26 protein-coding genes are annotated in these 26,240 nt (G+C 70.8%); 15 read left to right on the forward strand and 11 right to left on the reverse strand.

Going from position 1 to position 26,240, the window contains the following annotated elements; translation table 11 throughout:
• Window positions 1-29 precede the first annotated feature (29 nt).
• The 8 genes from U9J66_RS08605 to U9J66_RS08635 all read left to right on the forward strand — a co-directional run bounded on the left by U9J66_RS08605 (window position 30) and on the right by U9J66_RS08635 (window position 7,444).
• A complete protein-coding gene (locus tag U9J66_RS08605) occupies window positions 30-728 on the forward strand; it encodes an LmeA family phospholipid-binding protein (RefSeq protein ID WP_017533127.1) in 699 nt (232 codons plus the stop codon).
• Window positions 728-1,051: a TlpA family protein disulfide reductase gene (locus U9J66_RS08610; RefSeq protein ID WP_017533128.1), complete on the forward strand. Its 324-nt coding sequence runs from the start codon at window positions 728-730 to the stop codon at window positions 1,049-1,051. The genes U9J66_RS08605 and U9J66_RS08610 overlap by 1 nt, the downstream gene beginning before the upstream one ends.
• Window positions 1,052-1,197: 146 nt before the next feature.
• A complete protein-coding gene (locus U9J66_RS26080; RefSeq protein ID WP_354896066.1) occupies window positions 1,198-1,284 on the forward strand; it encodes a putative leader peptide in 87 nt (28 codons plus the stop codon).
• A 359-nt stretch (window positions 1,285-1,643) separates the two neighbouring features.
• On the forward strand, window positions 1,644-2,489 hold the full coding sequence (locus U9J66_RS08615) for a sulfurtransferase (RefSeq protein ID WP_042284469.1): 846 nt from the start codon (window positions 1,644-1,646) through the stop codon (window positions 2,487-2,489).
• Window positions 2,486-2,788, forward strand: a complete 303-nt coding sequence (locus U9J66_RS08620) for a DUF1416 domain-containing protein (RefSeq protein ID WP_014909091.1) — start codon at window positions 2,486-2,488, stop codon at window positions 2,786-2,788. Before U9J66_RS08615 ends, U9J66_RS08620 begins: the two co-directional genes overlap by 4 nt.
• 394 nt (window positions 2,789-3,182) lie before the next feature.
• Window positions 3,183-5,378: a hypothetical protein gene (locus tag U9J66_RS08625; protein ID WP_326337453.1), complete on the forward strand. Its 2,196-nt coding sequence runs from the start codon at window positions 3,183-3,185 to the stop codon at window positions 5,376-5,378.
• 86 nt (window positions 5,379-5,464) lie between these two features.
• Window positions 5,465-6,721, forward strand: a complete 1,257-nt coding sequence (locus U9J66_RS08630) for a MurT ligase domain-containing protein (protein WP_014909188.1) — start codon at window positions 5,465-5,467, stop codon at window positions 6,719-6,721.
• Between the two features lie 9 nt (window positions 6,722-6,730).
• Window positions 6,731-7,444 (forward strand): type 1 glutamine amidotransferase, encoded by a 714-nt coding sequence (locus U9J66_RS08635; protein WP_014912774.1) that lies wholly within the window; start codon window positions 6,731-6,733, stop codon window positions 7,442-7,444.
• A 74-nt stretch (window positions 7,445-7,518) separates the two neighbouring features.
• Here U9J66_RS08635 and ygfZ read toward each other — a convergent pair whose 3' ends face one another.
• Together ygfZ and U9J66_RS08645 are read right to left on the reverse strand one after the other, a co-directional pair.
• A complete protein-coding gene (gene ygfZ, locus U9J66_RS08640) occupies window positions 7,519-8,538 on the reverse strand; it encodes a CAF17-like 4Fe-4S cluster assembly/insertion protein YgfZ (RefSeq protein ID WP_017533130.1) in 1,020 nt (339 codons plus the stop codon).
• A gap of 330 nt (window positions 8,539-8,868) precedes the next feature.
• A complete protein-coding gene (locus U9J66_RS08645; protein WP_014910261.1) occupies window positions 8,869-9,432 on the reverse strand; it encodes an FABP family protein in 564 nt (187 codons plus the stop codon).
• A gap of 209 nt (window positions 9,433-9,641) precedes the next feature.
• On the opposite strand from U9J66_RS08645, the gene U9J66_RS08650 reads away from it, so the two are divergent.
• A complete protein-coding gene (locus U9J66_RS08650; RefSeq protein ID WP_017533131.1) occupies window positions 9,642-10,427 on the forward strand; it encodes a hypothetical protein in 786 nt (261 codons plus the stop codon).
• A 5-nt stretch (window positions 10,428-10,432) separates the two neighbouring features.
• On the forward strand, window positions 10,433-10,795 hold the full coding sequence (locus U9J66_RS08655) for a DsrE family protein (RefSeq protein ID WP_017533132.1): 363 nt from the start codon (window positions 10,433-10,435) through the stop codon (window positions 10,793-10,795).
• A gap of 93 nt (window positions 10,796-10,888) precedes the next feature.
• Here U9J66_RS08655 and U9J66_RS08660 read toward each other — a convergent pair whose 3' ends face one another.
• From U9J66_RS08660 to U9J66_RS08680, 5 genes are all read right to left on the reverse strand, one after another.
• Window positions 10,889-11,635 (reverse strand): phosphoglyceromutase, encoded by a 747-nt coding sequence (locus tag U9J66_RS08660; RefSeq protein ID WP_017533133.1) that lies wholly within the window; start codon window positions 11,633-11,635, stop codon window positions 10,889-10,891.
• A gap of 85 nt (window positions 11,636-11,720) precedes the next feature.
• Window positions 11,721-12,263, reverse strand: coding sequence for a YbjN domain-containing protein (locus U9J66_RS08665; RefSeq protein WP_202421470.1), 543 nt, complete (start codon window positions 12,261-12,263; stop codon window positions 11,721-11,723).
• A complete protein-coding gene (mshA, locus tag U9J66_RS08670; RefSeq protein ID WP_014909612.1) occupies window positions 12,260-13,564 on the reverse strand; it encodes a D-inositol-3-phosphate glycosyltransferase in 1,305 nt (434 codons plus the stop codon). Before mshA ends, U9J66_RS08665 begins: the two co-directional genes overlap by 4 nt.
• A gap of 110 nt (window positions 13,565-13,674) precedes the next feature.
• Window positions 13,675-14,667: an alpha/beta hydrolase-fold protein gene (locus U9J66_RS08675; RefSeq protein ID WP_161112365.1), complete on the reverse strand. Its 993-nt coding sequence runs from the start codon at window positions 14,665-14,667 to the stop codon at window positions 13,675-13,677.
• A gap of 150 nt (window positions 14,668-14,817) precedes the next feature.
• Entirely contained in the window at window positions 14,818-15,777 is a 960-nt protein-coding gene (locus tag U9J66_RS08680) for a YbgA family protein (protein ID WP_161110770.1), read from the reverse strand.
• Window positions 15,778-15,864: 87 nt separating this feature from the next.
• Between U9J66_RS08680 and U9J66_RS08685 the strand changes: the two genes are divergently transcribed.
• On the forward strand, window positions 15,865-17,178 hold the full coding sequence (locus U9J66_RS08685; protein ID WP_326337454.1) for a cryptochrome/photolyase family protein: 1,314 nt from the start codon (window positions 15,865-15,867) through the stop codon (window positions 17,176-17,178).
• Between the two features lie 63 nt (window positions 17,179-17,241).
• On the opposite strand, the gene U9J66_RS08690 is transcribed toward U9J66_RS08685, so the two are convergent.
• Window positions 17,242-17,673 carry a hypothetical protein gene (locus U9J66_RS08690; RefSeq protein WP_014911111.1) on the reverse strand — a complete coding sequence of 144 codons (432 nt, stop codon included), beginning with the start codon at window positions 17,671-17,673 and terminating at the stop codon, window positions 17,242-17,244.
• Window positions 17,674-17,891: 218 nt separating this feature from the next.
• On the opposite strand from U9J66_RS08690, the gene U9J66_RS08695 reads away from it, so the two are divergent.
• The 3 genes from U9J66_RS08695 (at window position 17,892) to U9J66_RS08705 (ending at window position 19,669) form a co-directional block, all read left to right on the forward strand.
• On the forward strand, window positions 17,892-18,254 hold the full coding sequence (locus U9J66_RS08695) for a BlaI/MecI/CopY family transcriptional regulator (protein ID WP_014909290.1): 363 nt from the start codon (window positions 17,892-17,894) through the stop codon (window positions 18,252-18,254).
• Window positions 18,255-18,260: 6 nt separating this feature from the next.
• Window positions 18,261-19,205 (forward strand): M56 family metallopeptidase, encoded by a 945-nt coding sequence (locus U9J66_RS08700; RefSeq protein ID WP_014913414.1) that lies wholly within the window; start codon window positions 18,261-18,263, stop codon window positions 19,203-19,205.
• Window positions 19,206-19,369: 164 nt separating this feature from the next.
• Window positions 19,370-19,669: a DUF2516 family protein gene (locus U9J66_RS08705; protein WP_014909848.1), complete on the forward strand. Its 300-nt coding sequence runs from the start codon at window positions 19,370-19,372 to the stop codon at window positions 19,667-19,669.
• 48 nt (window positions 19,670-19,717) lie between these two features.
• Here the strand turns inward: U9J66_RS08705 and U9J66_RS08710 are convergent, their stop codons facing one another.
• The 3 genes from U9J66_RS08710 to U9J66_RS08720 all read right to left on the reverse strand — a co-directional run bounded on the left by U9J66_RS08710 (window position 19,718) and on the right by U9J66_RS08720 (window position 24,191).
• Window positions 19,718-22,144 (reverse strand): hypothetical protein, encoded by a 2,427-nt coding sequence (locus tag U9J66_RS08710; RefSeq protein WP_326337455.1) that lies wholly within the window; start codon window positions 22,142-22,144, stop codon window positions 19,718-19,720.
• Window positions 22,145-22,221: 77 nt separating this feature from the next.
• Window positions 22,222-23,235, reverse strand: coding sequence for a neutral zinc metallopeptidase (locus U9J66_RS08715; RefSeq protein ID WP_326337457.1), 1,014 nt, complete (start codon window positions 23,233-23,235; stop codon window positions 22,222-22,224).
• Window positions 23,232-24,191, reverse strand: a complete 960-nt coding sequence (locus tag U9J66_RS08720; RefSeq protein ID WP_014912414.1) for a neutral zinc metallopeptidase — start codon at window positions 24,189-24,191, stop codon at window positions 23,232-23,234. Before U9J66_RS08720 ends, U9J66_RS08715 begins: the two co-directional genes overlap by 4 nt.
• 186 nt (window positions 24,192-24,377) lie before the next feature.
• On the opposite strand from U9J66_RS08720, the gene U9J66_RS08725 reads away from it, so the two are divergent.
• On the forward strand, window positions 24,378-26,228 hold the full coding sequence (locus U9J66_RS08725) for a DUF2207 family protein (protein WP_161110768.1): 1,851 nt from the start codon (window positions 24,378-24,380) through the stop codon (window positions 26,226-26,228).
• Window positions 26,229-26,240 lie beyond the last annotated feature (12 nt).

Raw genomic sequence — 26,240 nt, forward strand, 5'->3', positions numbered from 1 at the left:
GGAGCGAAAGAAAGTGTGCTGGGATTCCGATGCGTAAGTTCCTTGTCGTCCTCCTGATCCTGCTCGCGGCGTTGGTCGTCGTGGCCGACATCGGGGCGCGTTCCTTCGCGCAGAGCACCCTCTCCGAACGGCTCGCCCAGCAGATGGACATGTCCGAGGAGCCGGACGTCTCCATCGAGGGCTGGGCCTTCCTGCCCCAGGTGCTGAGCGGGACCTACACCGAGGTGAACATCGACGCCGCCAGCGCGACGATGAGCGGTGTCACGGTCGAACAGGTCGAGGCGACCGCCTCCGACGTCGAGGCGCCCCTGAGCGACCTCATGAACGAGCCCGACGTGGTCGCCGGCCAGGTCGACGGCTCCTTCGTGGTCCCCTACACCTACTTCAACCCGTACCTGCCCGAGGGCATGACCATCGGCACCGAGGAGGGCGACGCCCGCATCAGCGGTGAGCTCGCCCTGACCGAGCTGGGCCGCAGCATCCCGGTCTCCAGCGGTGTCGAGTTCACCGTCGACGGCGACGTCCTCACGGTCACCCCGGTCGACATCCAGATCGGCGATCTGCCGATCGACCTCGGGGACCAGGTCGCCGACGCTCTGGGCTTCAGCGCCCAGGTGCCCGAGCTCCCGCTCGGCCTGTCCGTCACCGAGATGGAGGCCACCTCCAGCGGGCTGCGGATCACCGGCACCGGCTCGGACATCCCGCTGATGGGCTCCGAGGTCGCCTGATGTCCGTCGCGGTGGAGCGGCTCGGCGCCGAGGACATCGGCGCCGAGCCCGGCGCGAGGGCGACCCTCGTCCAGATCTCCAGCGCGTTCTGTCAGCCCTGCCGGGCCACCCGCCGGATCCTGGAGGAGGTGGCCGCGATGGTCGAGGGCGTGACCCACGTGGAGATCGACGCCGAGTCGCACCTGGACCTGGTGCGACGGCTGGAGATCCGCGGAACCCCGACGGTGTTCGTCCTGGACTCCTCGGGGCGGATCGTGCGGCGGGCCCAAGGGCAGCCCCGTAAGGCGGACGTGATCGCCGCTCTCGGTCGAGCCGTTCTCTGAGCTCCCGAACACGCGTTCTCGAGACGCCTCTCCCACATCCTGGACCCCATCCGTCTCCGGTTCCCCTTGTGGAGCGGGGACGATGGCTCCTCCTGTGATCCAGGACACCAGTGACAAGACGATGCCGTGCCTGTAGCGTCTAAAACGTGACTTCCTTGACGAGCGCGTATCTGACGAAGCGACGGGCGGTCGATTTCTGCCGCGTCGCCGCCGCGCTCTGTCCGTGTTCCTAGGGCGGACGGGCCTCGAGCCCGAGTCCGTTCCGTGCGACCGGATCCTTCGGTGCCCACACCCGCGGTCGAGATGACTTCCCGTACGTGTGGAACCCGGAGAACGGAGTCCCCTCACCCTCGTGGGTGATCGGACCCGAACTCCCCGTACACCGCGTATCCGGGCTCCGTGCGTCCACGTTCGCCCATCCCGAACAGCCCGTTCTCCACGTCCGATCGACACCCGAACCGGGTGCCACGGGGGTACCCCCCGAACGCCCCCGGACGCGGGAGCCCACCGGCGTACCCCGGTTCCGGCCCCATATCCGGAACCGACGCAACGACACACACGACACCGCACGTAGAAACACAGGAGGTTCCCCATGAGCCGCTCCGACGTCCTCGTGGACGCCGACTGGGTGGAGGCTCACCTGGACGACGCCGACGTCGTCCTCGTCGAGGTGGACGAGGACACGTCCGCCTACGACAAGGGCCACATCCGAGGCGCCGTCAAGATCGACTGGAAGACGGACCTCCAGGACCCGGTCCGTCGCGACTTCGTCGACAAGACCGGGTTCGAGAAGCTGCTGTCCGCCAAGGGCATCGGCAACGACGACCAGGTGATCCTGTACGGCGGCAACAACAACTGGTTCGCGGCCTACGCGTACTGGTACTTCAAGCTCTACGGCCACGACAACGTGCGCCTGCTCGACGGCGGCCGCAAGAAGTGGGAGCTCGACTCCCGCGAGCTCGTCGAGGAGGTCCCGGAGCGGGACGCCACCGAGTACCGGGCCCAGGAGCAGGACACCTCGATCCGCGCCTTCCGCGACGAGGTCGTCGGGGCCATCGGCGTCAAGGACCTCGTCGACGTCCGTTCGCCCGACGAGTTCACCGGCAAGCTGCTGGCCCCCGCGCACCTGCCGCAGGAGACCTCGCAGCGTCCGGGCCACATCCCGACCGCGCGCAACATCCCGTGGGCCAAGACCGCCAACGAGGACGGCACCTTCAAGTCCGCCGAGGAGCTGCGCGAGCTCTACACCGAGGCCGGGGTCGACCTGGACAAGGACATCATCGCCTATTGCAGGATCGGTGAGCGCTCGTCGCACACCTGGTTCGCGCTGCACGAGATCATCGGGCTGGAGAACGTCAAGAACTACGACGGCTCTTGGACCGAGTACGGCTCCCTGGTGGGCGTGCCGGTCGAGCTGGGGGAGGCCGAGGCCAAGTGACCGGTTGCGGAGCACCCGAGGGCGGAGTGGCCCTGGCCGACGTCGACGCCGGTGACCAGGCGGTCATCCAGGGCACGGTGACCCGGGACGGTCGACCGCTGCGCGGCGCCTACGCCCGGCTGTTGAACGAGTCCGACGACTTCGTCGGAGAGGTGGCCACCGGCGACGAGGGGACCTTCCGGTTCTTCGCCGCCGACGGCACCTGGAAGGTACGTGTCCTGGCCTCCCAGGGGTTCACCGGCGAGTACCCGGTCTTGGCCGAGGTCGGAAAGATCGTGAACCTCGAGGTCCAGGCCTGACCGTGCTCTGAGACCGAACGGTGCCGACGGCGCCGGTGACGACGGGGACCCCCGTCGCCGCCGGCGCCGTCGCGCCGTGTCGGGGAGAGACGCCCCGGAGAAGGGGCGACGCGCCCTGGAGCGGGCGTTCGCGCACGTGCCCGAGGGGTTGTCCACAGGCGGTGGTCCGGGACTGGAAAGCGGTGGGGCACCCTGCTTCACTGTGAGTGTCACGGCCACGCCATTCGGGGGGCTCGGACACGGAGCGTGTCCGAACCCCGGGTGGGTCGGCCGTGACGAGCGCGCAGGGTGTCGGCCACCGGTACCCGACCTCCGACCGTCCGGCGGCCGGAGCCCCCGCGTGGACGATTCCCCGGCGGTCCTCTCTCCCCGCCGTCGGGCAGGAGGTGTTCGGATGATGTCCACAGAACGGTCGTCGAAGGTCGACGTCGGTACGTCCCGGAACGATGCCGGGCGCACCTACCTCGGCTGGCGGCACAGGGTCCTCATCCCACCACCGGGTCCCGCACCGCGTCGTCCCGCGCCCGAGGACGCACACGGACTCAGCGAGGAGTGGATCGCGGGCCAACGCGACAGCGAGGCCCTCACCAACCGCCCCCTCTACTACGCCCTGGGCGGGCTCACCCTGCTCGCCCTGCTGTTCCCCCTGCTGTGGTCGACACGCGTCCTGCCCGGACCACTGGCCCTGGGAGGGGTGTTCGCCTGCGCGGCCATCGCGGCACCGGTCGCCTTCGCCCTCGTCCAGAGCCGCCAGGTCATGGCCCGGCGGCTGGCCCGGGCCGAGGAACGCATCGGAGCGGAGCGCGCGGAGCGCGAACGGCTTCTGCGCGAGCGCCAGCACGACCACGCTCGGAAGTACACCGAGTGGCGGGCGGCCTGCCGCGCCTACGAGGCCCAGCCGCACTGGTACGGGGTGACGGTCCCCTCCGATACCTCGGCGGTCGTCGTGGTCGGCGGGACCGACTCCGGGTGGTCGGCCCTGCTCACCACGGTCGGGATCTCACGTCTGCGCGAGGGCGGCGACCTCACCGTCGTCGACCTCACCGGCCGCGGCGTCACGCGTGAACTCGTCCGGTTGGCCCGACGCTGCGCGGTGGGGCCCCGGCACTGGGTGCTCCCGGCCGACCTGCCCCGGATGACCCTGGGCACCGATCTGGACGCGGGGCAACGGGCGCGGATCCTCTCCGCGGTGGCCGCGGCCTCGGGGCGTGACGAGGATTCCGACGCCGACGAGACGCTCCTGCTGCGCCTGCTGGAGGTGCTCGGTCCGGACGTGGGCATCGACCGCCTGATCGGTGGTCTGCGCGCCCTGGTGACACCGGCCGAGGACATGGCCGAGGACGATCCGGCCCTGGCCCTGCTCGGCCCCCGGGAGCGTGAGCGGGTCCGCGAACGCTGTGCCGACGTCCCCGATGCCCGGGGGCGGGCATGGCGATTGGAACAACGGCTCAGTCCCTTCGAGGCCGTGGGCACCCGGGCCGAGGACGGCACCTACGCGCAGGTCAAGATCATCTCCACCGACCGGGCCTCCGGTCCGGGCGCGGCCCGGGTGTACGGCACCTACGCGGTCGCGGCGCTCAGCGAACTCCTGGAGGCGCGGACCCCGTCCAGGGGGTCGGCGGCGACCGCCTCCCGGAAGCGGAGGGAGCGGACCCGCACCGTGGTGGTCTGCGGAGCCGAGACCCTCCCCGAGGAGGAGGTCGACCAGGTTCTGTCCGCCGCAGAGGACGGCGGGGTGGAGGTGGTGCTCATGTTCCGGGAGGCGGTGCCCCTCGCGTTGCGTCATCTCGACGGCCCCTCCCGGCTCCCCGTGCTGATGCGTCAGTCCGGGCCTGAGGAGGGCGTCGAACGGCTCGCCGCTCTGGTGGCACGGGCCTCTGGAGGTCGAGGGGTCGACATGGCCGCGCACGGCCTCACCGAGGCGATCGGCGGGGCCGTGGGCGAGACGGCGGCCGGGGGAGAGGACGGCGGCTCGGAGGGGGAGCCCGACGACGAGCCTCTCTTCCCTTCGCCGCACACCGAGTCCGGAGCGCTCATTCGCAACGCGGCCGCGGCCATCGCCCCGCTGGACCTGGTCCGCCATGTGAGATCCGCCACGGTGTGGGGTCGGGCGACGGCGAAGGCGGCCGAGGCCGACACACCGAACCCGGAGCGGGGCGCGGCGGGGGCGGAGGTCGGGGGAACGGCCCCCGACACGGCCTCCCTGAGGTCCCTGGCGCCCACGACGGCTCTCGTCCTGACCCCCGACGGTCCGGTCCCGGCCGACACCAACCCGGGTATCCTCACCCTGGCCACCGCCACTCTCGCCACCGCCGAGGACCATCGGAACCCCGGCGTCGGCAGGGACGTTGTCCCCATGGGAGCGGAGGCGGGCGTCTCCCCGGAGTCACCGAGGGTACGGCGTTCCGGAGGCCTCGGCCGTGGAACGGTTCCCGCGGGGGGCGGCACGCCGACCGACACGTCGGGGGACGGCGTGGTCCTCGAGGAGGATCGGGGCCCGATGACGGTCCCGGCCGACGACGGGCTCGATCCGTCGCAGGTCCCGCCCAACCTCGGGCCGCCGCCCGAGCGTTTGGACTGGCGGGTCTGAGCGTCGATGGAGAATAAGCTTGGCCTGACACATCGCCCGCCTTCGAAGCGCGTTCGTGCGGGTGATCTAGCGATCGTGGAGATTTGATGAGCGAGCTTCCCCTGCGCGCCCAACTGGCCTCGGTACTGGGCAGGAGCGCGGCAAGCCTGTCCAGGGCCACCGGACGAGGAGACGGCTCCGTCATCGGTGGACGCGTCGCCCTCAAGGTCGAACCGGACCTGCTCGCCAAGCTCGCCCAAGGGCGCAGGCTGGCCCTGGTCAGCGCCACCAACGGCAAGACCACCACGACCCGGCTCATCGCGCAGGCCCTGCGCGAGCTCGGTGAGGTGGCCACCAACGAGTACGGCGCGAACATGCCCACCGGGCACATCACCGCGCTCTCCGACAACAAGTCGGCGATCAACGGCGTGCTGGAGGTGGACGAGAAGTACCTGCCCCAGGTCCTCAAGGCCACCTCGCCCGCCTTCGTCGTGCTGATGAACCTCAGCCGCGACCAGATGGACCGCGCCTCGGAGATCAACCTGCTCGCGAAGAAGTGGCGTACCGCCCTGTCGCAGAGCAACACCCACGTGATCGCCAACGCCGACGACCCGCTCGTGGCCTGGGCCGGTCTGGGCGCCCCGAACGCCACCTGGGTCTCGGCCGGTCAGCGCTGGAAGGAGGACGCCTGGTGCTGCCCCGAGTGCGGCGGCCACCTCAAGCGCGACCAGGACCCGTACTGGGAGTGCCCCGAGTGCGGCCTCTCCCGGCCCGAGACCGCATGGGCGGTGGACAACGACTCCGACACCCTGATCGCCCCCGGCGGTCAGCAGATCAAGCTCCGGCTCAACCTGCCGGGCGACGCCAACCGGTCCAACGCCGCGATCGCCGCCGCCACCGCGGCCGGGTACGGACTCCACCCCGAGCGCACGGTCGAGCGGTTGCGCGAGATCTCCTCGGTGGCCGGCCGCTACACCTCGGTGGTCACCATGGGCGTCGAGGTCCGTCTGCTGCTCGCCAAGAACCCGGCCGGTTGGCTGGAGTCCTTCGCGGTCCTCGACCCGCCGCGCGTCCCGGTGATCCTGGCGGTCAACGCCCAGATCCCCGATGGCAAGGACACCTCCTGGCTGTGGGACGTGGACTACCGCGTCCTCCGCGGCCGCCGGGTGTTCGTCATGGGCGAGCGTCGCACCGACCTCGCCCTGCGTCTGGAGACCGACGAGGTCCCCTTCGAGGTGGCCGACCGGGTGGACGAGATCCTGGGCCGCCTCAAGGCGGAGCGTCCCGACATCACCAAGGTCGACGTCATCGCCAACTACACCGCCTTCCAGCAGATCCGCACGGCGTACGGCCGCGTCCAGTAGGAGACCCCCATGTCGAACACCAGTAGTGCCCTGCGGATCGTGTGGATCTACCCCGACCTGCTCAGTACCTACGGGGACCAGGGCAACGTCCTCATCCTTCAGCGCCGCGCCGAGCAGCGCGGGATCCCCACCGAGATCGTGCGGGTCCACTCCAGCGACGCCGTGCCCGAGCAGGGCGACATCTACCTGCTCGGCGGCGGTGAGGATCGTCCGCAGATCCTGGCGGCCGAGCGTCTGCGCGCCGACGGCGGACTCGCCCGGGCCGCGGCCCGGGGCGCGTGCGTCTTCGCGGTCTGCGCCGGCTACCAGATCATCGGTGAGAGCTACGGCGACGACGAGGCCAACCCGCTTCCGGGCGTGGGCATCCTCGACATCCGCAGTGGTCGAGGCCAGACCCGCGCCGTGGGCGAGATCGTCGCCGACGTCGACCCCTCCCTGGGGGTGGGTCGGATCACCGGTTTCGAGAACCACCAGGGCCGCACCGCGATCGGTCCGCAGGCCCGTCCGCTCTCGACCACGGTGAAGGGCATCGGCAACGACGACCGCACCGAGGGCGCCTACCAGGGGCAGATTCTCGGCACCTACCTGCACGGGCCGGCGCTGCCGCGCAACCCGCAGCTGGCCGATCTGCTGCTGCGCTGGCGTGTGGGCGCGCTGAACCCGCTACCGCCGGCGTGGGGTGAGCGTCTGCACGACGAGCGTCTGGCCGCGGCCCTGCGCTGATCGTCGAAGGACATGATGGAGCCCGGTGGGATCTCTCCCACCGGGCTCCATCATGTTCGTGTGCGCTGCGGCCGTCAGCGCGGTGTGCGGCGGAAGTCGCCGATGTCGGCGTTGGCGCCGGTGTCCGGGTCGACGATGACCTCCTGGCCGGCGGCGATGCCCTCGACGGTCAGGGTGGCGTCGGTGGGCACGGTCCGCTTCACCAGGCCGAGGGCGATCGGGCCGATCTCGTGGTGACGGGCGGAACCTCCCACGCGGCCGACCCGGCGGCCCTCCATCTCGATGTCGGCGCCCACGTGGGGGAGCCGGTCGGCGGTACCGTCCAGGTGCAGCATGACCAGCCGCCGGGGCGGGCGTCCCAGGTTGTGCACGCGCGCCACGGTCTCCTGACCGGGGTAGCAGCCCTTGTCCAGGTGGACGGCGGAGCCGATCCAGTCCATCTCGTGGGGGATGGCCCGGTCGTCGGAGTCGATACCGGCCCGAGGCCGGTGGGAGGCGATCCGGTGGGCCTCGTAGGCCCACAGGCCGGCCGGGCGGGCCCCCGAACCGGTCAGACCCTCGGCGATGGCCACGAGGTCCTCTGAGGGGACGAACAGGTCGACCTGGTCCTCGGTGACGCGGGAGATCGGCCCCTCGACGGCGGCCAGGACCTCGTCCCGCTTCGGGCCGAGCACGCTGAGCACGGAGCGGCTCTCGGACAGGTCCTCGACCTCCACCCGCAGCATGAAGACCATCGAGTCCAGGAAGGCGGCCAGTTCCGCGCCCTGGCCCGGTTCGGTGTGGATCCAGGTGGCCTCGCCGTCGTCGACCAGGGAGAGGTGCCACCTCAGGTGGCCTCGAGTGTCCAGGATCAGGGCCTCGGTGCCCGTGCCCGGGGCGAGGCCCCGGGTGAGCTGGCTGGTGAGGTCGTTGAGCCAGCCCAGACGGTCGGGTCCGCTCACCCGCACCACGCCCCGGTTGCTCCGGTCGACCCAGGCGGCGGAGCGTTCGATCGCGCGGCCCTCGTGGGAGGGGTCGCCGTAGTGGGCGGCGACGTCGGAGTCGGGTGTCTCGGCGCTCACGGCACCGTGTGTGGTCAGCAGCGGCGAAGTCATACCGCCGAGGTTATCCGTAGCGGAGGTCGATGCGACAGGGCTTCGAAGCGGCTGCTCTGACCTGGGGATACACGTCACAGAAAAACATTTGCCCCGGGCCGGGAGGACGACATACCTTCGAGGCACGCAGGAAAGGAGGTGGTCCGAGAAATGATCGATTTCAGGACTGGCGAGGTGGCCGTCCGCTAGGACGACGCTGAGCGTTCGCTCGACGCGCGTCGTGGCGAATCCCAGACGGACACCCGAACCCCGGGCTGTCGGACCTGGTCCGACCCGACCCCGCTCAGGCGGGAACGGCCCGGGGTTCGTTCTGTCCGAAGACCCTCGAGGTCACTTCCCGTTGCCCGGGGTGCTCTCCGAGACCTTCTTCAGCTGAGCGGACATGTACGACTGGAGCCCGTGGCCGCGCGCGGCCAGGTCCCAGGCGTAGCCCAGGGTCTGGCTGCCGTCGTTGAACAGGCCGTACAGGCGGTGGGAGCCCTCGACCTCCAGGCCGGTGATGGTCCGCACGATGCCCGCGCTGCGCATCTCCACCCGGTTGGCGAACACGTTGCCCTCGTAGGACTCCAGATAGCCCTCGTTGTGGGCGATCATCACCTCGAGGTGGACGATGTTCTCCTCATCGTCCGCGGCGTACTGCGCGGTGTCCTCGGCGGACAGCGCACGCCAGTAGCCCGATTCCTCGGTGACCAGCTCACCGGTGGTCCCGTCGGGGTTCATACGCCAGGCCTTACCGGTGTAGGCCAGATAGGGCAGACCCGCGCGCGGGCTGAACTCGACCTCCTGGCCGAACTGGAACTTTTCCTCTTCCACGTATCCGGCGACGCCGACGCCTTCCCAACGTCCGAACAGGAAGGACAGTTTCGCCAGATCAGGGTGTACCGCAGAGTCCATAACCACCGAGACTATCGGCGTCTCGGGGGTACCGGTGACGGTGCCGCGCGGGCGCTCCGGGCGGCGCCCCGGAGCCTTGGCCCGGCCATGCCCAATTGGCCCCGCTTTCCCGGAGAACTGGTAAAGATGGTGAACGGACACGGTGCGGCCACGGGGCTTGGAGTCGACCGCTGTCCCGACCTCCGACGCATTCTCCTAAGGGGCTGCCTGTGTTACTGGTGATCGGTGTGGCGCTGCTCGCCATCGCGGCGGTCCTGCTGCCACTGACCATCATCGGCCTGCGCCGTTGGCAGCGCCAGCGCGGGCTCGCCCGCCTGCTCCCCTCCGCGCTCGCCGACCGTGAGGGCCAGCGTGTGACCCTCACCGGGGTGGCCGCGCCCGGTCCCGGTGGAGGGCCCATCGAGTCCGGTCTGGCCGGTGTCGAATGTGTCTGGCACGGCCACGAGGTGCTCCGTCACTATCGCCCCCTGGCCCGCGACCAGGTCGAGGGCCAGGTCGTCGAACGCGCCTTCGACTCGATCGCCGACTACGGGTCCGATGACCTGTTCGGCCTGGTGGGGGAGGGGCGTCCGGCGGACGCCGAACGGATCTACGTCGACCCGGACGGTACCGAGCCGCGCGACGCCGAGCTCTGCCTCAAGCGTCTGGTCGGTCGGCCTCAGCCCGGGGTGGCCGCGGCGGCGGACGATCTCCTGTCCCGTGTCCGCAGCCCGATCTCCGGGGTCTTCCGAGGCGAGACCATCGAGTTCGAGTACCGCGAGTGGGTCATCCGGCAGGGCGCGCGCGTCCGTGTCACCGGCCTTCTGCGCGTGGTCGACGGCCGTGTGGTCCTGACCGCCCCGGACGAGGGCGGCCTGGTCATCGAACACGGTGTGCGCGAGCGCCCCTCGCGGGTCTCACCGCGTCGGACCGAGGCGCTGGCCCTCCTGACGGCCTTCATGGTCTGCCTGGTCGTGGGGGCGGCGCTCACCGTCGCCGGCCTGCCGCTAGGCTGAAGCACATGTCTCGTTCCCTGGTGATCAAGGTCACGGCCGGCGAGGATGCTCCCGAGCGGTGCAACCAGGCCTTCACCGTCGCGGCCGCCGCGTTGGCGAGCGGCGTCGACGTCTCCCTGTGGCTGACCGGCGAGGCGACCTGGTTCGCCGTCCCCGGACGGGCCGAGACCTTCGAACTGCCGCACGCGGCGCCCTTGGCCGACCTGCTGGCCTCCGTGCTGGCCGCCGGCCGGATGACGGTGTGCACTCAGTGCGCGGCCCGCCGGGAGCTCGGTCGGGACGACCTGATCGACGGTGTGCGTATCGCGGGGGCACCGACCTTCGTCGAGGAGAGCATTCGCGAAGGGGCCCAGGCCCTCGTCTACTGACGGTGCTCGCGGGGGCCGACTCCGAACGGACGACGTGCCCGCACCGCGAGGGCGGTACGGGCACGTGGAGGTCGGTTCAGTCGTGGTCCGGCGTCACTTCTTGCCCTGGTTGGCGACCGCCTCGATCGCGGCCTTCGCGGCCTCCGGGTCGAGGTAGGTGCCGCCCGGGTTCGTGGGCTTGAGGTCTTGGTCCAGCTCGTAGACCAGCGGGATCCCGGTGGGGATGTTCAGGCCGGCGATGTCGGCGTCGCCGATCCCGTCCAGGTGCTTGACCAGGGCGCGCAGCGAGTTGCCGTGGGCGGCGACCATGACGGTCCGGCCGGCGGCCAGGTCCGGGACGATGCGGTCGTACCAGTACGGCAGGGCCCGGTCGAGGACGTCCTTGAGGCACTCGGTACGCGGCAGCAGCTCCGGCGGGAGCAGCCTGTAGCGGGTGTCTCCGGCCTGCGAGTAGGGGTCGTCGTCGGCGATGGGCGGCGGCGGGGTGTCGTAGGAGCGACGCCAGATCATGAACTGTTCGTCGCCGTACTCGTCACGGGTCTGCGCCTTGTCCTTGCCCTGGAGGGCGCCGTAGTGGCGCTCGTTGAGGCGCCAGGTGCGTTCGACCGGAAGCCAGTGCAGGTCGGCGGTCTCCAACGCGAGGTTCGCGGTGCGGATGGCGCGCTTGAGCAGAGAGGTGTGCAGGATGTCCGGGGTCACCCCGGCGGACTTGAGCAGTTCACCGCCGCGGCGGGCCTCCTCTTCGCCCTGTGCGGACAGGTCCACGTCCACCCAGCCGGTGAACAGGCCCTTCGCGTTCCAGACACTCTCACCGTGTCGCAGCAGTACCAGAGTTCCCATGGGGACAAGCCTAGTCACTCGCCGATTCCGTTCGGCCGTCGCCCCGTGGCCGTTCGCGCGCGGGGCGGGCGGTTCCGCTCCCGGATCAGCCTTCGTCGGCGGTCTCGGCCAGATGGGCGAAGGCCCGCAGGTTCCGTGTGTCGTGGCCGCGCTCGGTACGCCACTTCCACTCCTTGCGGATCGCCGAGGCGAAACCGAGCTCCAGCGCCGTGTTGAAGTTCTCGTCGGAGTAGGTGAGCACGCATCCCAGCAACCGGTCGACCTCCTCCGGGGTGATCCCGGCCAGGGGGAGCCGGCCCCGGATGTACACGTCGCCGACCTCGTCGGAGGTGAACGCCATCCCGTACATGTCCGTGCCCAGGCGCGTCAGCCACTGATAGAAACCGGCGTGGTTCTCGTCCGGACGGCGACAGAAGAACGAGGTCAGGGTGAGACTGTGCGGCCCGGCCTCCAGCCAGACCAGGGTCTTGAGCTTGGCCTCGCCGGGGATCGTGACCAGGAAGGAGCCCTCACGAGGACGTTCGACCTCCAGGTCGGCCTCCGTCACGGCCTCGTCGATCGCCTTGATCGCGCTCTCACGCGCCGTCGTCTCCTCCACGTGCCTTCCTTCCTTTCCGGTCGCCGTCATCGGCCCGCGGCCTCGGCCAAGGGGAGGTCGTTCGGGGCGAGGGCGGACCGGTACACGTTCAACAACTCGTCCACGGTCCGAGACCATCCCAGGGTCGCCGCGTGCAGGGGCGCGGCCTCGGCCAGCTTGGCACGTCGGGCCGGTTCGTGGATCAGTCGATGCAGTTCGGCGGCGTAGTGGCGCGGATCGTGCCCGTCGATCAGCACACCCGAGAAACCGTCGGAGACCGCCGTGGTCAGTCCGCCCACACGTGAGGCCACCACCGGGGTGCCGCACGCCTGGGACTCCACCGCGACCAGCCCGAAGGACTCGGAGTAGGACGGCACCACCGTCGCGGTGGCGGCCCGATAGTAGTCGGCCAGGCGCGCGCGGTCCTGTGGCGGTTCCATACGCACGACGTCGGCGACGCCCAGCGATCGCGCCAGATCGGCGAGCATGCGGGGCTCGCGCGTCCCTCCGCCGGACAGGCCGCCGACCACACCCACCACGAGACGGTCGCGCAGGGAGGGGTCGCGTTCCAGGAGTTCGGCGGCGGCGCGGATGAGCACGTCCGGTGCCTTCAACCGCTGCACACGGCCGACGAAGAGCAGAAGGTGGGTGTCGCGGGGGAGACCGATCCGATCCAGCGCCTCGGTGCGCGATCCCGGGGTGAAGGTATCCAGGTCCACGCCGGGAGGGATCGTGTGGAGCTGATCACGGCGGGCGCCGTAGAAGTCGACGAGCTGACGGGCCTCGTCGTCGGTGTTGGCGATGAGCCGATCGGCCTGGCGGACCAGCTGGTCCTCTCCGCGCACCCGCTCCTCGGGTTCGGGGGTGTCGCCTTCGGCGAGGGCCGCGTTCTTCACTCTGGCCATGGTGTGCATCGTCTGCACCATCGGTACGCCCCAGCGACGGGCGGCCATCACACCGGCCCGGCCGGACAGCCAGTAGTGACCGTGCACGAGGTCGTAGTGGCCCGGGTCTCCCTGGGCCTCGGCTCTCAGCATGCCGAAGACGAACGGACACAGGTAGCGGGCGAGGGTGTTCTTGTCCAAGTGGCCGTAGGGGCCCGCGGGCACGTGCCGGACGTTCACCCCTGGGAAGAGTTCGACCACGGACGGAAGCGAGGGGGTGGTGGCCCGGGTGAACACGTCCACGGCCACTCCGCGTTCGGCCATGCGACGGGCCACCTCGACCACGTAGACGTTGAGTCCTCCGGCGTCACCGGTGCCGGGTTGGTCGAGGGGTGAGGTGTGCAGACTGACGGTCGCGATCCTCGAGGGGACCGCCGTCTGGTCTCCCAACGGAACGGGTCCGGACAACGGTGGTCCCTCCGGGTCGAGTGTGCGGGCAGTAGTCGACAACAGCGACGAAGGTACACACTGTTCCCGACCCGATCGTCCGAGGGGGCGGGGGTTGACGAACGGGGATATCAGGGTGAGGCGGCCCAACCGGAGACCAGAAAGTCCACGGCGTCGGGGAAGGTGCTCTTCCACGTGGTCAGATCATGGCCGCCCGGAGGCCGCAGGGTGGTGACCGTCATACCGCGTTCGGCGAGCAGCGAGGAGAAGCGTTCTGCCTCGCCGTGAATGGATCCCTCTTGGAGCGGCGTGTGGTCCTCACGGCCCTCCACCAGGAGGAACCGCAGATCCCGCGCCTTCTCCGAACCCAGGAGACGGTCGGGGGAGTGGCCGGTGGTGTTCTCGCCGAGGACGCCGTCGGGGTCGTCGACCCGGAAGTACCCCGCCCAGCTCACCACCTGGGAGTAGAGGTCGGGCGAGCGCAGGGCCAGGGCGGCCGCGCCGTATCCGCCCATGGAGAACCCGCCGATCGCCCGGAGCGATCGGGACCGGCGATGTTCCCCCTCCACGGCGGTGACGGCCGCTTCGGTGACGAACTCCTCCAGAGCGAAGCGGCCGTCATGGGCGTCGGCCCACTCCGTCGTGGAACCGTCGGCGACCTGGCCGTAGGGAGCGGCCACCACGAACTCGACCCCCATGCGGCACATCTGGCGGTCCAGGAGTTCGCCCACCCCCGCGTCCATGAGGGTGGCGTGGGTGGAGGAGGAACCGTGCAGCAGGTACAGCACGGGAAGGTCGGCGCTATCGGGCCCGGGGGGTCTGCGTATCCACAGAGGACGTTCCTCACCCGGGGCGCTCGGGTCGGGGAGGGCGACGATCTCGTCCCGGCCGGGTTCACCGCAGACCGCTACGTGCCCGGGGCGGGGGATCGGAGCGGGGGCGGAATCGGTGGGCGCGGGGGGCGGTACGTGGCCCAGGACCCTCTCGGGGTCGGGTTCGGTGAGCTCCGGCCCGAGCCGGTCGGCCGGATCCTCCTGGGCCGTGGTGGCCAGGGAGGCGGCGGTGAAGGCCACGGCGCAGGAGGCGAGAAGCACGGTGACGCGGCGGGAGAAGGAGACGAACACGTCGCGACCTCGGGGTTCGGGGGCACCGGTGAACGGTCTCGATACGACCGAGAATGTCACCCACTGTAGTCGAGTGGGGTCGTTGTGTGTGGAAGGTGCGGCGTGCCCTGGACGTCTCCTCCGAAATCCCCGCGGGTCCGCCGCTCTCCGTCAGACCGCCACCGGGTGCCGAAGGCGCAGCGCGTCGGGATAGGGGCGCAGGTAGGTCTGCCCACCGGCCCACTCCAGGTCCTCCGCCAGACAGTGGTGTCGCAACAGGGCCACCGGCAGACTGAGCGGACTCTGGCCCTCCCGGTACTCCTCGATTCCGGCCAGGAGATCGTGCCTGCGCGTGTCGTCCAGTGCCGGGCTCACCATGCCGAAGATGTGCTGGAGCACGTTGGCGTGCTTGCCCCGCGTGGTCCGCAGCGCGAGCGTCCGTTGGAAGGCCTCCGCGTAGGCGGCGGCGATCTCCTCGCGGTCGCCCCCGCCGGCCCGGGCCACGATCCGTCCCGTCTCCCGGTAGCCGTCCGGCGAGTGCGCCATCAGCTGGAGTTTGTGCCGAGTGTGGAACTCCACCAGGTCGCGCGGTCGCCATGCCCCTTCGAGTAGGGAGCGCAGTCGGGAATGGGCGAACACCCGTTCCACGAAGTGCTCGCGCAGTACCGGGTCGGACAGTCGGCCCTGCTCCTCGACGGGCAGGAGGGGTAGAAGGGCGGTGAGCCTGGCCGCGAAGGCGCCCCGCCCGGTACCGCGTCGACGATCGCCCTTCTCGTCGAAGACGGGCAGTGAGAGCAGCCCGCAACTCGGGGACTTGTTCTTGAGCACGTAGCCGTCCAGGCGGCGCAGCTCCTTGAGGTGGCGATCCGCGACACCCGCGAGGTCGTCGGTGTGGTCGACGCCGTCCTTGGTGGAGACCACCCGGTCCGAGCCGTCCGAGTCCCGCAGGCGCAGGGTCGGGCGAGGTACCCCCAGGCCGATCTCCGCCTCGGGGCAGACGGGGAGCCAGTTCACGTGTCGGTCCAGTTCGTCGGTGAGGAACCGGTAGCGCGAGTGCCCGCCGTTGTAACGCACCGGAGCGCCGAGCAGGCAACTGGAGACCCCGACCACGGGGCGAGGAGGCGGCTTCATGGTGGGGGCTCTACCCCGACCGGCGACGACCAACCGTCGACACGCACGAGCGGTAGTGTGATGATTCCATAGAGTGAAGGAGTCCTTTTGGGCACCCCCGTCCTCGTCCTCTTCACCCAGGACCTGCGCCTCCACGATCATCCCGCGTTGACCGCCGCGCTCGAAGAGTCCGAGACGGTCGTACCGCTCTTCGTCCTCGAACCCGGCCTCCTGCGGCGTGCCGCCCGTAACCGTCGGGCCTATCTGACCGAGGCCCTCGCCGACCTGCGCTCCGGCCTCCGCGACCTCGGTGGTGATCTGGTCCTGCGGCGGGGCGACACCGCGACCGAGGTGCGCGCTCTGGCCCGAGAGACCGGGGCCCGCGCCGTCCACCTGGGCGGGGGAGTGAGCCGGTTCGCGGCGCGGAGGGAGGCGGCCCTGCGCGCCACCGACCTCGAGGTGCGCGTCCATCCGGGGCCGACCATCGTGCCCCCCGGGGCGATCACACCGGCCAAGGGCGACCATTACAAGGTGTTCACGCCCTACTGGCGGGCCTGGGAGGCCGAGGAGCGACGGAAGATCCGGACCGCCCCCGCACGGGTCCGACCACCCGAGGGGATCGACCCGGGCCCGCTCCCCGACCTGGACGCCGAACCCGGCGGTATCGGGGCGCTCGCGCCGGAGAGGACACGGGGCGGTCCGACCCGGGCTCGCGAACGCCTGCGGAGGTGGATCGACCGCGGCCTGGCCGACTATCCGGACCGGCACGACGATCTCCCCGGAGCGGCCACCTCGCACCTGTCCGCCGACCTGCGCTTCGGCTGTCTCTCACCGTTGGAGGTGGAGGCGGTGGCCCGCGATCTCCCCGGTGGTCCGGAGTACGTCCGCCAGCTCGCCTGGCGCGACTTCCACCACCAGGTCACGGCGGCCTTTCCGGAGATCGCCACCCGTGACTACCGCCCGCGCGATCGGGAGTGGCGCCACGACCCGGAGGCCCTGGAGGCCTGGAAGGAGGGACGGACGGGGGTCCCGATCGTGGACGCGGGCATGCGGCAACTGTTGGCGGAGGGGTTCATGCACAACAGGACCCGGATGATCACCGCCGCCTTCCTCACCCGGACCCTGCGCGTGCACTGGCGTGAGGGGGCCGCCCACTTCGACGCCCATCTCACCGACGGGGACGTCGCCGACGAGTACGGGAACTGGCAGTGGGTGGCCGGGACCGGCAACGACACTCGACCGAATCGAGCCTTCAACCCGCTGCGGCAGGCCCGCCGCTTCGACCCCGAGGGCGAGTACGTGCGGCGCCACCTGCCCGAACTGGCCGGACTGCCCGGTCGACGCGCCCACACCCCCTGGGAGGAGGCGGAAGGGGAGGGCACGGCCGGTTATCCACGACCGATCGCCGACCCCGGCCGCTGACCGGGTCCGTGTTCCCCGGCGTCGCGGGACGGTCCCGGAAGAACGTACGAGGGTCCCCCGTGGTCACCCCTCCGTCTCGGCCAGCCCGTCGATGACGTCGTCCAGCACAAGAGCGCGATCGGGGACCGACATCAGGCGCAGCTCGCGTAGGGCGGGCACGGTGTCCACCTCCTGCGAGGCCGTCACCGTGCACACCCTCATGCAGTGACGTGTCGGCACCCACCACAGTTCCCGCTCGTCCATGGGGGCGACGCGGTACACCGTGGTCGGATATCGGGAGGGGCGGCCGGGCGAGTGCCAGCGCTGGACGCGGGAGAGGACGAAGCCGGTGAGCAGGGAATCGAAGATGCCGCCCGAGGCCAGATCGGAGAGGGCGTCCTCGTCGCCCTCGGCCCGGCAGTCGTCGCACCCGGCGAGCTCGGCGCGCAACAACCAACGGGCGCGCGCGTGACCCACCTCGGGGTTCTTGAGCCTGCTCGGATGCCGGTGTCCCATACAACGGAGGGTACGACGGTCCGTCGGGGCTCGGAGGTGGGACTCACGGGACCAGTGGGCAGGACGGGCGAGATCCGACACCCTCCCGGCACGGTGGAGTGACCGGGCCGCGCGAGGACGTCCCCGACCAGGGGGTCTCGAACCCCTTCCCCATAGGTCATCGCGAATTAACGTGGGGGTGCCACCGGGGGTAGTACTACCGCCCGTAGACTGGCGATATGAATCGGCTTGGCGAACTCGAACGCGCGGTGATGGATGTACTGTGGGCACGCAACGAACCAATGACGGTTCGCGAGGTCGGCAAAGCTCTCGCGGAGAGGGACCTGGCGCACACGACCGTCATGACCGTGCTCGACCGACTCGCCAAGAAGAAGGTCGTCACTCGGGCACGTGAGGGACGTGCGTGGCGGTACCGTCCGGCAGCCAGCCGTGAGAACTACGTGTCCGAGCTGATGTTCGACGCTCTCGGGCAGACGGTGGACCGTGACGCCGCCCTGGCCGCCTTCGTCCAATCCATGGACGGCCAGGAGGCTGAAGCGCTTCGGCGCGCACTCGCGGAAATCGAGCAGCCAAGGAACTAGGTCCGTATGGTCAGTGCCGCACTCCTCAGCATCGTCGCGGTCTGCTGCCTCGTCGCCATGGAAGCTCTCCACAGGGCGAAGTGGCCCTCCCGCGGCCCCTACACGGCCGTCATCGCCTGGCAGGCCCTCGGCCTGGCCTGGGGTGTCTCCACCATCGGTGCCCTGCTCGCCTTCGGACTGTCCTCCTACGAACTGGGGGCCGCCGGCGGCGTCATGGCCATGGTCTCCGACCTGATCACCGGCGAGTTCCTGCTCGCCGAGTTCTCCCAGGGGCTGGTGGGCATCAGCCACCTGGTCGCCATCGTCGTGGCGGTCACCCTGACCCTCGTGCTCTTCGCCGGACTGGTCGCCTCCTTCGTGCAGGTGGTCCGGGTCCGTCGACGCCACCACGACCTGCTCGAACTGGTCGCCAGCGACCACCCCGACGTTCCCGGCGCCCGCGTGGTCGACCATCCGGCCGCCGCCGCCTACTGCCTTCCCGGTGTCCTGCGGTCCCAGGTGGTGATCAGCGCGGGCGCTCTGGCGGTCCTCGACAACCGCGAACTGGCCGCCGTCCTCGCCCACGAGCACGCCCACCTACGGCAGCGGCACGACCTCGTCCTGTTGCCGTTCTCCTCGCTCAAGCGGGCCTTCCCGAAGGTACGCCTGGTCCGCACCTACTACGAGACCGTGGCCCTCCTCATCGAGATGTGCGCCGACGACCAGGCCCGCCGTAAGAGCTCCTCCCGGGAGCTGGCGATGGCCCTGCTGCGCTTCGGCGCCGCCGGTCCCGCTCCGGTGCCGGCCGGCGCGATGGCCGCGGTCCAGCACGCCGAGCCGGACGTGATGCGTCGGGTGAACCGCCTTCTGCGCCCCGATGACGAGCTCCCCTACCACGCGGGTGCGATCATCATGGGCTCCTCGGCCTTCCTCTTGGCGGCCGTGACCTGTCTCTGGCACATTCCGGTCTGACGGACCGGTGTTTCGGGCCCGGGCCGAGGGGTAGCCCTCGAACACGCCCGAGGCCCCGATGGCTGTGATCCCCGCCTCCCACGGGCACGATTGTCGGATCCGGTCCGTTGACCGAGGAGAGGGGACGGAACCCCGCTCGGCCGCGCGTAGCTCTGGAGAGTGTCTTGTTTTACTGGATCTGGCAGCTCGTCTACCTGGTCACCTTCGTGGCCAGCCTCTACGCGTTCATCGAGGCGCTGCGCACCCCGCCGCAGGCGTTCGAGGTCATGGACAAGCAGACCAAGAAGCTGTGGGTGATCCTGACCGGTGTCGCCAGCGGTGTCTCCCTGCTCGCGGTCCTCACGGGTACGGGCATGTTCGTGATCCTCGGTCTGGTGGCCACGCTCATCTTCCTGCTGGACGTGCGTCCGGCGGTCAAGGGCGCGGGCGGCAACCGCAACAGCGGCCCCTACGGCCCCTGGTAGGAGACCGGACGCGGCCGCCCTCCGTGACGAGGTCGGCCCCCGCGCCGCCTACGGCCCTTGGCGGGGCGGCCTCTCGACCCCCGTGCTCTCCTCCTCGGAACGTTCCTTCGGCAGTACCCGCCACAGCGCCTCGGCGTAGGCCGGGTCGCCGGTGTAGTACGAGTGGCCCAGGATCTCCGGTCTGCGCGCCTCGCCCGGAGGGGCGTCGTAGGAGCGCGGATCCGGGAGCGGATCGGCCGTGGCGACCGTCTCCGCGCCACTCGGACCTCGGCGACGTACGGGGCCGGCGATGGCGTCGGTGACCCGCCACAGGTTGCGCCAGGCCGAGACCCTCCCCGAGAGGTCGGCGAAGGCCGCCGGGCCGAAGTAGGCCGGGAAGTAGCGGGCGTACAGACGGTCCAGGGGAGAGCCGTGCGTGAGCAGTGAGACCCGCCCGCGGCATTCGTCGGGCAACTGCCACACCGTGGCCGCGGCCAGCACCGAACCCTGGGAGTGCCCGGAGAGCACCACCCCGGTGTTCTCCCCGGCCATCCTGCGCACCCTGGCGGTGAGCTGAGGAACGGCGCGCTCGGCGTAGGAGGGCGGGGCCAAGGGGTGCGCGGCCCGGGGCCAGAAGGTGCCCACGTCCCACAGCGCGCCCACCGCCTGTCGGGTCGGCCGGTCCCGATAGGCGCTGCGGCCGATCCACACCAGGGCGACCAGGGCGGCCCCGCCGATGAGCGATCCCACGGCCACCATGGCGTCGACGACGCTCTGCGCGACCCCCTGCACCCGGCCCGCGACCGCGGCCGGAGCGTCGACGGGGCCGGCCACGAGGGTCCCGGTGAGGATCGAGTACAGGGCCAGCCCGACCAGTGGCACCACCGGCAGCAGCAGTGTCGCCAGGATCCAGGGCACGGTCTCGGTCATCCGGCCCATCGCGCGGGCCCGGGCGATCTCCCGGGCCCGTCGGTCCTCGATCGGACGCGAGTACAGCGCGGCGACCTCCGGCAGCCGTGCCCGTGCCATGGCGCGCAGTTTCAGGGCCAGGACCAGGACGACGAGGGGCACGATGAGGGCCTCGAAGGAGAATGCCAACTGGAGCCAGGAGTAGGCGGTGGGCGGTGACAGGGTCACGCAACCGGCCTCCGCGGCGTCGATCGTGCCGCAGCCGCTCAGCCACCGGGCCCCCTGGTAGACCAGGGCGGCCGAGAAGCCACCGCCCAAGAGGATGCCCAGGGCGGCCGTGGACGGCCCGGCCAGACCGCGCATGGCGGTGCCCGAGTGCGGTCGGTCCGTCGCGAACAGCACCAGGGCCGCCACGACCAGGAGCAGGACCAGGGCCCCTTGGACGGCGAAGAGGGTGTTGAGCATGGTGCCGCCGCCGGGCAGCCTGCCCTCGGCGGTCCATCCGGGCCGAGGCCAGACCGTGTACACGGCCACGAGGACGGTCAACGCCAGGGCGAGGTCGCGCAGGGCCCGACAGAGCCGGTCGGCGCGTACGTTCCATCTCGGGTCCCGGCCGGGGATCAGCACGCTCGCGGTGCTCGCCGCGGTGACGACGCCCAACAGGATGGCCAGGGCCGTTCCCACCGCCCACGGCCCGGTCCCGGTCGTCCCCGGGGCGTCTCGACCGGCCAGATCGTGCAGTAGGGGCGGCAGAAGCAGCAAGGCGGCGACCGTCCCGACCGCGATCGCGATGTGCGCCGAACGGAGCCTCGCCATGATCTCGCTGTTGCGCCAGAAGTCGGGGTGGCTGAGCGGGGCGTCGTCGCTGTGGTCGGAGCGGACCGGACCGGTCACCACCTCGTAGTCGGCGGCCGTCCGGCGCGACAGTCGCCACAGGACGCCCACGACCGCGATCGGCAGCACGGCGCCGACCAGCAGGGACCATCCCGGGGTGGACAGGGGCGAGCCGGGGGCGACGAGGAAGGACGCCCAGGGCAGGGCCCTCGCGCATTCCCGTCCCTGACCGCCGCACTGCCAGGCGATCAGGTCCATTCCGACACCGGCGGCGGCCAGGGTGATGAGCATGGTCAGGGAGAGGGCCGAGAGACGGACCCCGGCCCCGTAGGCGATCCCGGCCGCTCTGGGCACCCCGGTGCGCTTGCCGTCCATGTGCCCCGGGCGCATCCAGTACGCCACGTTGATCATCATGAAGGGCAGCAGCAGGAGCCAGAAGGCCCGGGAGGCGCTGCCGGAGGTGAGGTTGCCCCAGGCGAAGATCTCTCGGCGCACACCGGGGACGGTCTCGGTGTCCGGTTCTCGACGCCAGCGGAAGAACCCGGCCAGCCGATCGCCGCCCACGCGCATGGCGGGCTCCACGTCCAGCAGCTCCTCGGCGTGGCCGCCGCTCACCCCGTGTACGCGCAACTCCACCCCGTTGGGCGTACGGGCCGCGGAGGGGGGATCGGCCGGTGGGGTGGGGGAGGGACAGGGGGTCGGGGAGGAGGGGACGGGCTCGTGCGAGCCGAGGGGGTCGGCTGTATCCGTCATGTCACCATGGTGCCACGCACCGTCGCCGCCGGTACAGAGGGCGATCCCGCCTGTGGACGGCGGATTCGTCACCTCGTTCAATCGACGAGCGAGTCGTCCTCCAGATCCCAGGTGTTGCACGACCCCGGCGACTGGCCCTCCCAGCCCTCGCGGGTCCACGTCACGCTGTTCTCGATGGAACCGTGCGTACGCTCCTCCTCGGCCCCCTCCTCACGGTCGGCGGTCGCGGCGGCGTCGTCCAGCAGGGTCTCCAGGTCGTCGTCGGAGAGCGGGTAGCTCACCCTGACCGAGCCCAGGAAGGCGCCGGCCAGGCAGTTGGCCTGAAGTTCGCTGCGACGGGTCCAGGCGTTGCGCCCGATGTCGGTCTCCTCCAGCCGCCGCTGATCGTGGTAGTACTCCAGCAGCCCGGACTCGCCCTGGACGTGGTGCCCGTACTCGTGGGCCAGCAGGGACGCGTACACCACGCTGTCCTCCGAGCCGTTCCACTTGTCCACCACGTCCTCGGTACCGATGTAGATGGCGCCACTGGCACGACAGTAGAAGGCGCCGGCGGCGGAGGGGTAGGAGCGGCACGGGCTCTCCCCGGGGTCGGTCCAGAACACCCGGTTCGGCGGGTCGAAGGGGATGCCCGCCCGCTCGAACTGGGTCTGCCAGGCGTCGTCCAGACAGTCGGCGACCATGTGCAGGAAGTGCTCCATCGAGCCGGGCACGTCCACGTCCAGTTCCGGTACCGGGCACGGCAACGGACTCAACCGTCCGGTGTCGTACAGCGGGTTGGCGACCAGGGCCGTCTCCCCCACGGGGCGGTCCGGGACCTCCGGAGCGTAGGGCCCCGAGCGGCCGGTCGGGGCGTCCAGGACCGCGCCGTCGGGGCCGGGGGAGTCGTCCCCGTTCCCCGAGGCTTCGGCGACCGTCTCCGAGGCGGGTCCCTCCTCCCGGGCCGTGCTCCACGCCAGCAGCGACAGCGCCAGCAGGGCCACGAGAAGGCCGCAGACGGCGCCGAGCACCCGACGGTGGGCCCGGTGGGTCCGGCGCGCGTGTTCCAGCCGTGAGACCCCGTCGGGCGTGTTCGGGACGAGGGGCCCGCTCACCGCACCAACTCCTCGCGGGCCTCCCAGGTGTTGCAGGAGGCCGGGCTCCTGCGGTCCAGGCCGTGTTCGGTCCACAGGCGCCCGTTCTCGACGGATCCGTGGGTGCTCGTGCCCGCGTGGTCGGAACGGCGCGCCACGTCGTCGAGGATGTTCTCCCGTTCGGAGGGCCCGTAGCCGAGGGAGTCCTCGGCCGCGCCCACGAACACGCCTCCCAGGCAGTTGGCCTGGAGTTCGTTGCGGCGGGTCAGTTCGTCGGCGGTCTCGTCGTCGGCGCCGGCCCGCAGGGAGTGGAACTCGGCGAGCATCCGGGACTGCCCCTGCACGTGATGGCCGTACTCGTGGCTGAGGAGGAACGTGTACGCCTCGGGGGCGTCGCTCCCGCCGGAGGCGGCCACGATGTCCTTGACCCCCAGGTACAGCCCCTGGTTGGCCTGGCAGTAGAAGGCCGCCGTGCCCTCGCTGGGGAAGGGGCCGCACGGGCTGTGCCCCTCCGCGTACCAGTACACCCGGTTGGGAGAGGAGAACGGCAGTCCGGCGTCGGTGAAGTAGTCTCCCCAGGCCGTGTCCAGACAGTCGGCGATCGAGTGGACGAACGCCTCCACCGAACGAGGATCCTCTTTGTCCAGCGGGGGAGGGGAGCAGGTCACCTCGCCCAGTTCGTCCGCCACGTACAGCGGGTTCTGGCCGAGGGGGTCGTCGATCGGAGCGTCCCCGCCCTCCGAAGGGGCGTGAGAGGCCTCCTCCGAGAGTAGTTCGGTGGGGTCGGTCCCGACCGGGTCGCCCCAGGCCGGAGCGGCCGCCGGTAACATCGCCGAGATCGCCAGGAACCCGGTGAATCCGATCGCGGCCAGCCCGGTGCCGAGGGACAGGGACACACCGAGCCCCATGCGCTGGAGGAGGCCGTGGCGCTCGGCCCAGGGGTCGAGGTCGGCCTCCGGGCGTCTCTCCCTCAGCACGGGATCACACCCGCGCGTAGGGAGAGGGTCGGGAGCGTTCGGCACGATGGACGAGCGAAGACGGGACGGAGGGGTCCGGTGGGGACGGTGGAGGGTGACGTCGGATCGGCGCGCCGGTACGCGACGCCACGTGGGGCGGCGCCCTGCGGACGGGGTCCGGGGGAGGACCGGATAGGCTCTCGCGTCATGTGGTGGGTCGGCTCCTGGCGCCCGGCCGTCGCTTGGGCGACGGCCCTGCTCGTGTTCTCCTCGCTGGTCACGGCGGTCACCGTGGCGTGGTCGGAGGAAAGGGTCCACGCGGCGACGGCGTCCGCACCGGAGACCACAGTACCGGGGCGCGCCCCCGGGATCATCGCCGCCCGTGACGCCTCGGCCCCGGTGATCACCAACGAGATCGACCTCGAACTGGACCGGCACGGTGTCCTCGCGGGGGAGGAGGCGATCCGTTTCGAGGGGGAGGCCCCCGAGACCTTCACCCGGGCGCTCACCTCCACCATGATCTACGACACCGACCACGACCGCCGGTTCGAGATCGACGGTGTCTCGGCGGTCGACGCCGACGGCGCCACTCTGGACATCGAGACCGAGGAGGTCGACGGCGCCCTGCTGGTCCGTATCCCGACCGAGGGGACCCGGGGCGTACGGCTCTCCTACAAGGTGCGCGGGGCGGTCGGGGAGGTCGTCCAGGGCGTCCAATTGGAGTGGCGGGCGGTGGGCGCCTACAGCCACACCGTCCGCACCACCGACGTGACCGTCACCGCCCCCATGCCGCCCGAAGCTCTGTCGTGCCTGGCCGGGGAGCCGCGCAGCTCGATGTACTGCACCGCCTCCGACATGGGCGGGGAGGCGGTCGTCGCGCACTTCCTCCAGACCGACATGGACCCCAGCGACCGCCTCGACATCGTCGTCAACTATCCGCCCGGTACGGCGGAGGGCGAGCCCCTACTGGACCGCCGCTGGTCGTTGGCCTCCGCCTTCGAGGTCACACCGGCCACCGCGAGTGTGTTCGGCCTGTTGCTGGTGGTCCTGGTGGGCGGCCTCGTCGCGCTCATCCGTCTGCGCGGCCGTGACGAGCGGGCCCTGCGACGTGAGGCCGCTCAGGGCGATCACGCCCCGCTCGAACCCGGCGAGCACGGCCGACTCCGCTTCCACGCACCCGACGACGTCCACCCCGGCCAGATCGGCACGCTGATCGACGAGCGTGTGGACATCGCCGACCTCACCGCCTCGGTCCTGGATCTGGCGGTGCGCGGCTACATCCGCCTGGAGGAGCTTCCGCACGAGCACTTCACCTCGGTGGACTGGCGACTGGTCCGTCTGGAAGGCCCGCCGGGCGACACCCTGCTGGCCTCCGAACGGCTTCTGCTCGACGCGTTCTTCGGGGAGGAACGCTCCGTGCGGTTGTCCGAGCTGGCCTCCCCCCGCTACTCCCGTAACCTGCCCGAGCGGATCGATCGGGTACGCGAGGAGCTGTACCAGGACATGGTCCGGCTCCGCTGGTTCTCCCGTTCGCCGAGTCGGGTCCGGAGCGTGTGGACCACCGCGGGCATGGCCACCACCGCGGTCGGGGTCGTCCTGACCGGGCTGCTGGCCGCGTTCACCGGCGCGGCCTTCACCGGCCTCGCCGTCATCATCGCGGGGGCCGCGATCACGGCCGGCGCCCAGTACATGCCGGCCAAGACCAGGCTGGGCAGTTCGGTCTACGCCCACACCATGGGCTTTCGCGACTACCTGTTGAGCCCCCGGGCCCAGGAGGCCCCGCCCGGACAGCGGGTGGAGCTCTACTCGCGCTGCCTGCCCTACGCGGTGATCTTCGACGACGTGGAGCGCTGGGCCGACATCCTGGCCTCGGCGGCCATCTCCGACCTGACCCCGGAGGAGCTCACCGGTGACGGCCTGGCCTGGTACACCGGCCCGCGCGAGTGGCGGATAGAGGACTTCGCAGACTCCATCACCACCTTCGTGGTCACCCTCAGCGGTGTCATCACCAACACCCGCCGCGCCCGCCTGCTCAACCAGCTGCAACGATCGAGATAGGAACGTCCCGGC

The organism is Nocardiopsis sp. LDBS1602, from assembly GCF_035818715.1.
In the GTDB taxonomy this organism is placed as follows: domain Bacteria; phylum Actinomycetota; class Actinomycetes; order Streptosporangiales; family Streptosporangiaceae; genus Nocardiopsis; species Nocardiopsis alba.

Coding starts and splice junctions, on each gene's coding strand:
- U9J66_RS08695 (WP_014909290.1), top strand. CDS start 17,892: ATGAATCGGCTTGGCGAACTCGAACGCGCGGTGATGGATGTACTGTGG.
- U9J66_RS08725 (WP_161110768.1), top strand. CDS start 24,378: ATGTGGTGGGTCGGCTCCTGGCGCCCGGCCGTCGCTTGGGCGACGGCC.
- U9J66_RS08625 (WP_326337453.1), top strand. CDS start 3,183: ATGATGTCCACAGAACGGTCGTCGAAGGTCGACGTCGGTACGTCCCGG.
- U9J66_RS08645 (WP_014910261.1), bottom strand. CDS start 9,432: ATGGACTCTGCGGTACACCCTGATCTGGCGAAACTGTCCTTCCTGTTC.
- U9J66_RS08665 (WP_202421470.1), bottom strand. CDS start 12,263: ATGACGGCGACCGGAAAGGAAGGAAGGCACGTGGAGGAGACGACGGCG.
- U9J66_RS08710 (WP_326337455.1), bottom strand. CDS start 22,144: ATGACGGATACAGCCGACCCCCTCGGCTCGCACGAGCCCGTCCCCTCC.
- U9J66_RS08700 (WP_014913414.1), top strand. CDS start 18,261: ATGGTCAGTGCCGCACTCCTCAGCATCGTCGCGGTCTGCTGCCTCGTC.
- U9J66_RS08610 (WP_017533128.1), top strand. CDS start 728: ATGTCCGTCGCGGTGGAGCGGCTCGGCGCCGAGGACATCGGCGCCGAG.
- U9J66_RS08690 (WP_014911111.1), bottom strand. CDS start 17,673: ATGGGACACCGGCATCCGAGCAGGCTCAAGAACCCCGAGGTGGGTCAC.
- U9J66_RS08630 (WP_014909188.1), top strand. CDS start 5,465: ATGAGCGAGCTTCCCCTGCGCGCCCAACTGGCCTCGGTACTGGGCAGG.
- U9J66_RS08635 (WP_014912774.1), top strand. CDS start 6,731: ATGTCGAACACCAGTAGTGCCCTGCGGATCGTGTGGATCTACCCCGAC.
- U9J66_RS08655 (WP_017533132.1), top strand. CDS start 10,433: ATGTCTCGTTCCCTGGTGATCAAGGTCACGGCCGGCGAGGATGCTCCC.
- ygfZ (WP_017533130.1), bottom strand. CDS start 8,538: ATGACTTCGCCGCTGCTGACCACACACGGTGCCGTGAGCGCCGAGACA.
- U9J66_RS08660 (WP_017533133.1), bottom strand. CDS start 11,635: ATGGGAACTCTGGTACTGCTGCGACACGGTGAGAGTGTCTGGAACGCG.
- U9J66_RS08605 (WP_017533127.1), top strand. CDS start 30: ATGCGTAAGTTCCTTGTCGTCCTCCTGATCCTGCTCGCGGCGTTGGTC.
- U9J66_RS08615 (WP_042284469.1), top strand. CDS start 1,644: ATGAGCCGCTCCGACGTCCTCGTGGACGCCGACTGGGTGGAGGCTCAC.
- U9J66_RS08680 (WP_161110770.1), bottom strand. CDS start 15,777: ATGAAGCCGCCTCCTCGCCCCGTGGTCGGGGTCTCCAGTTGCCTGCTC.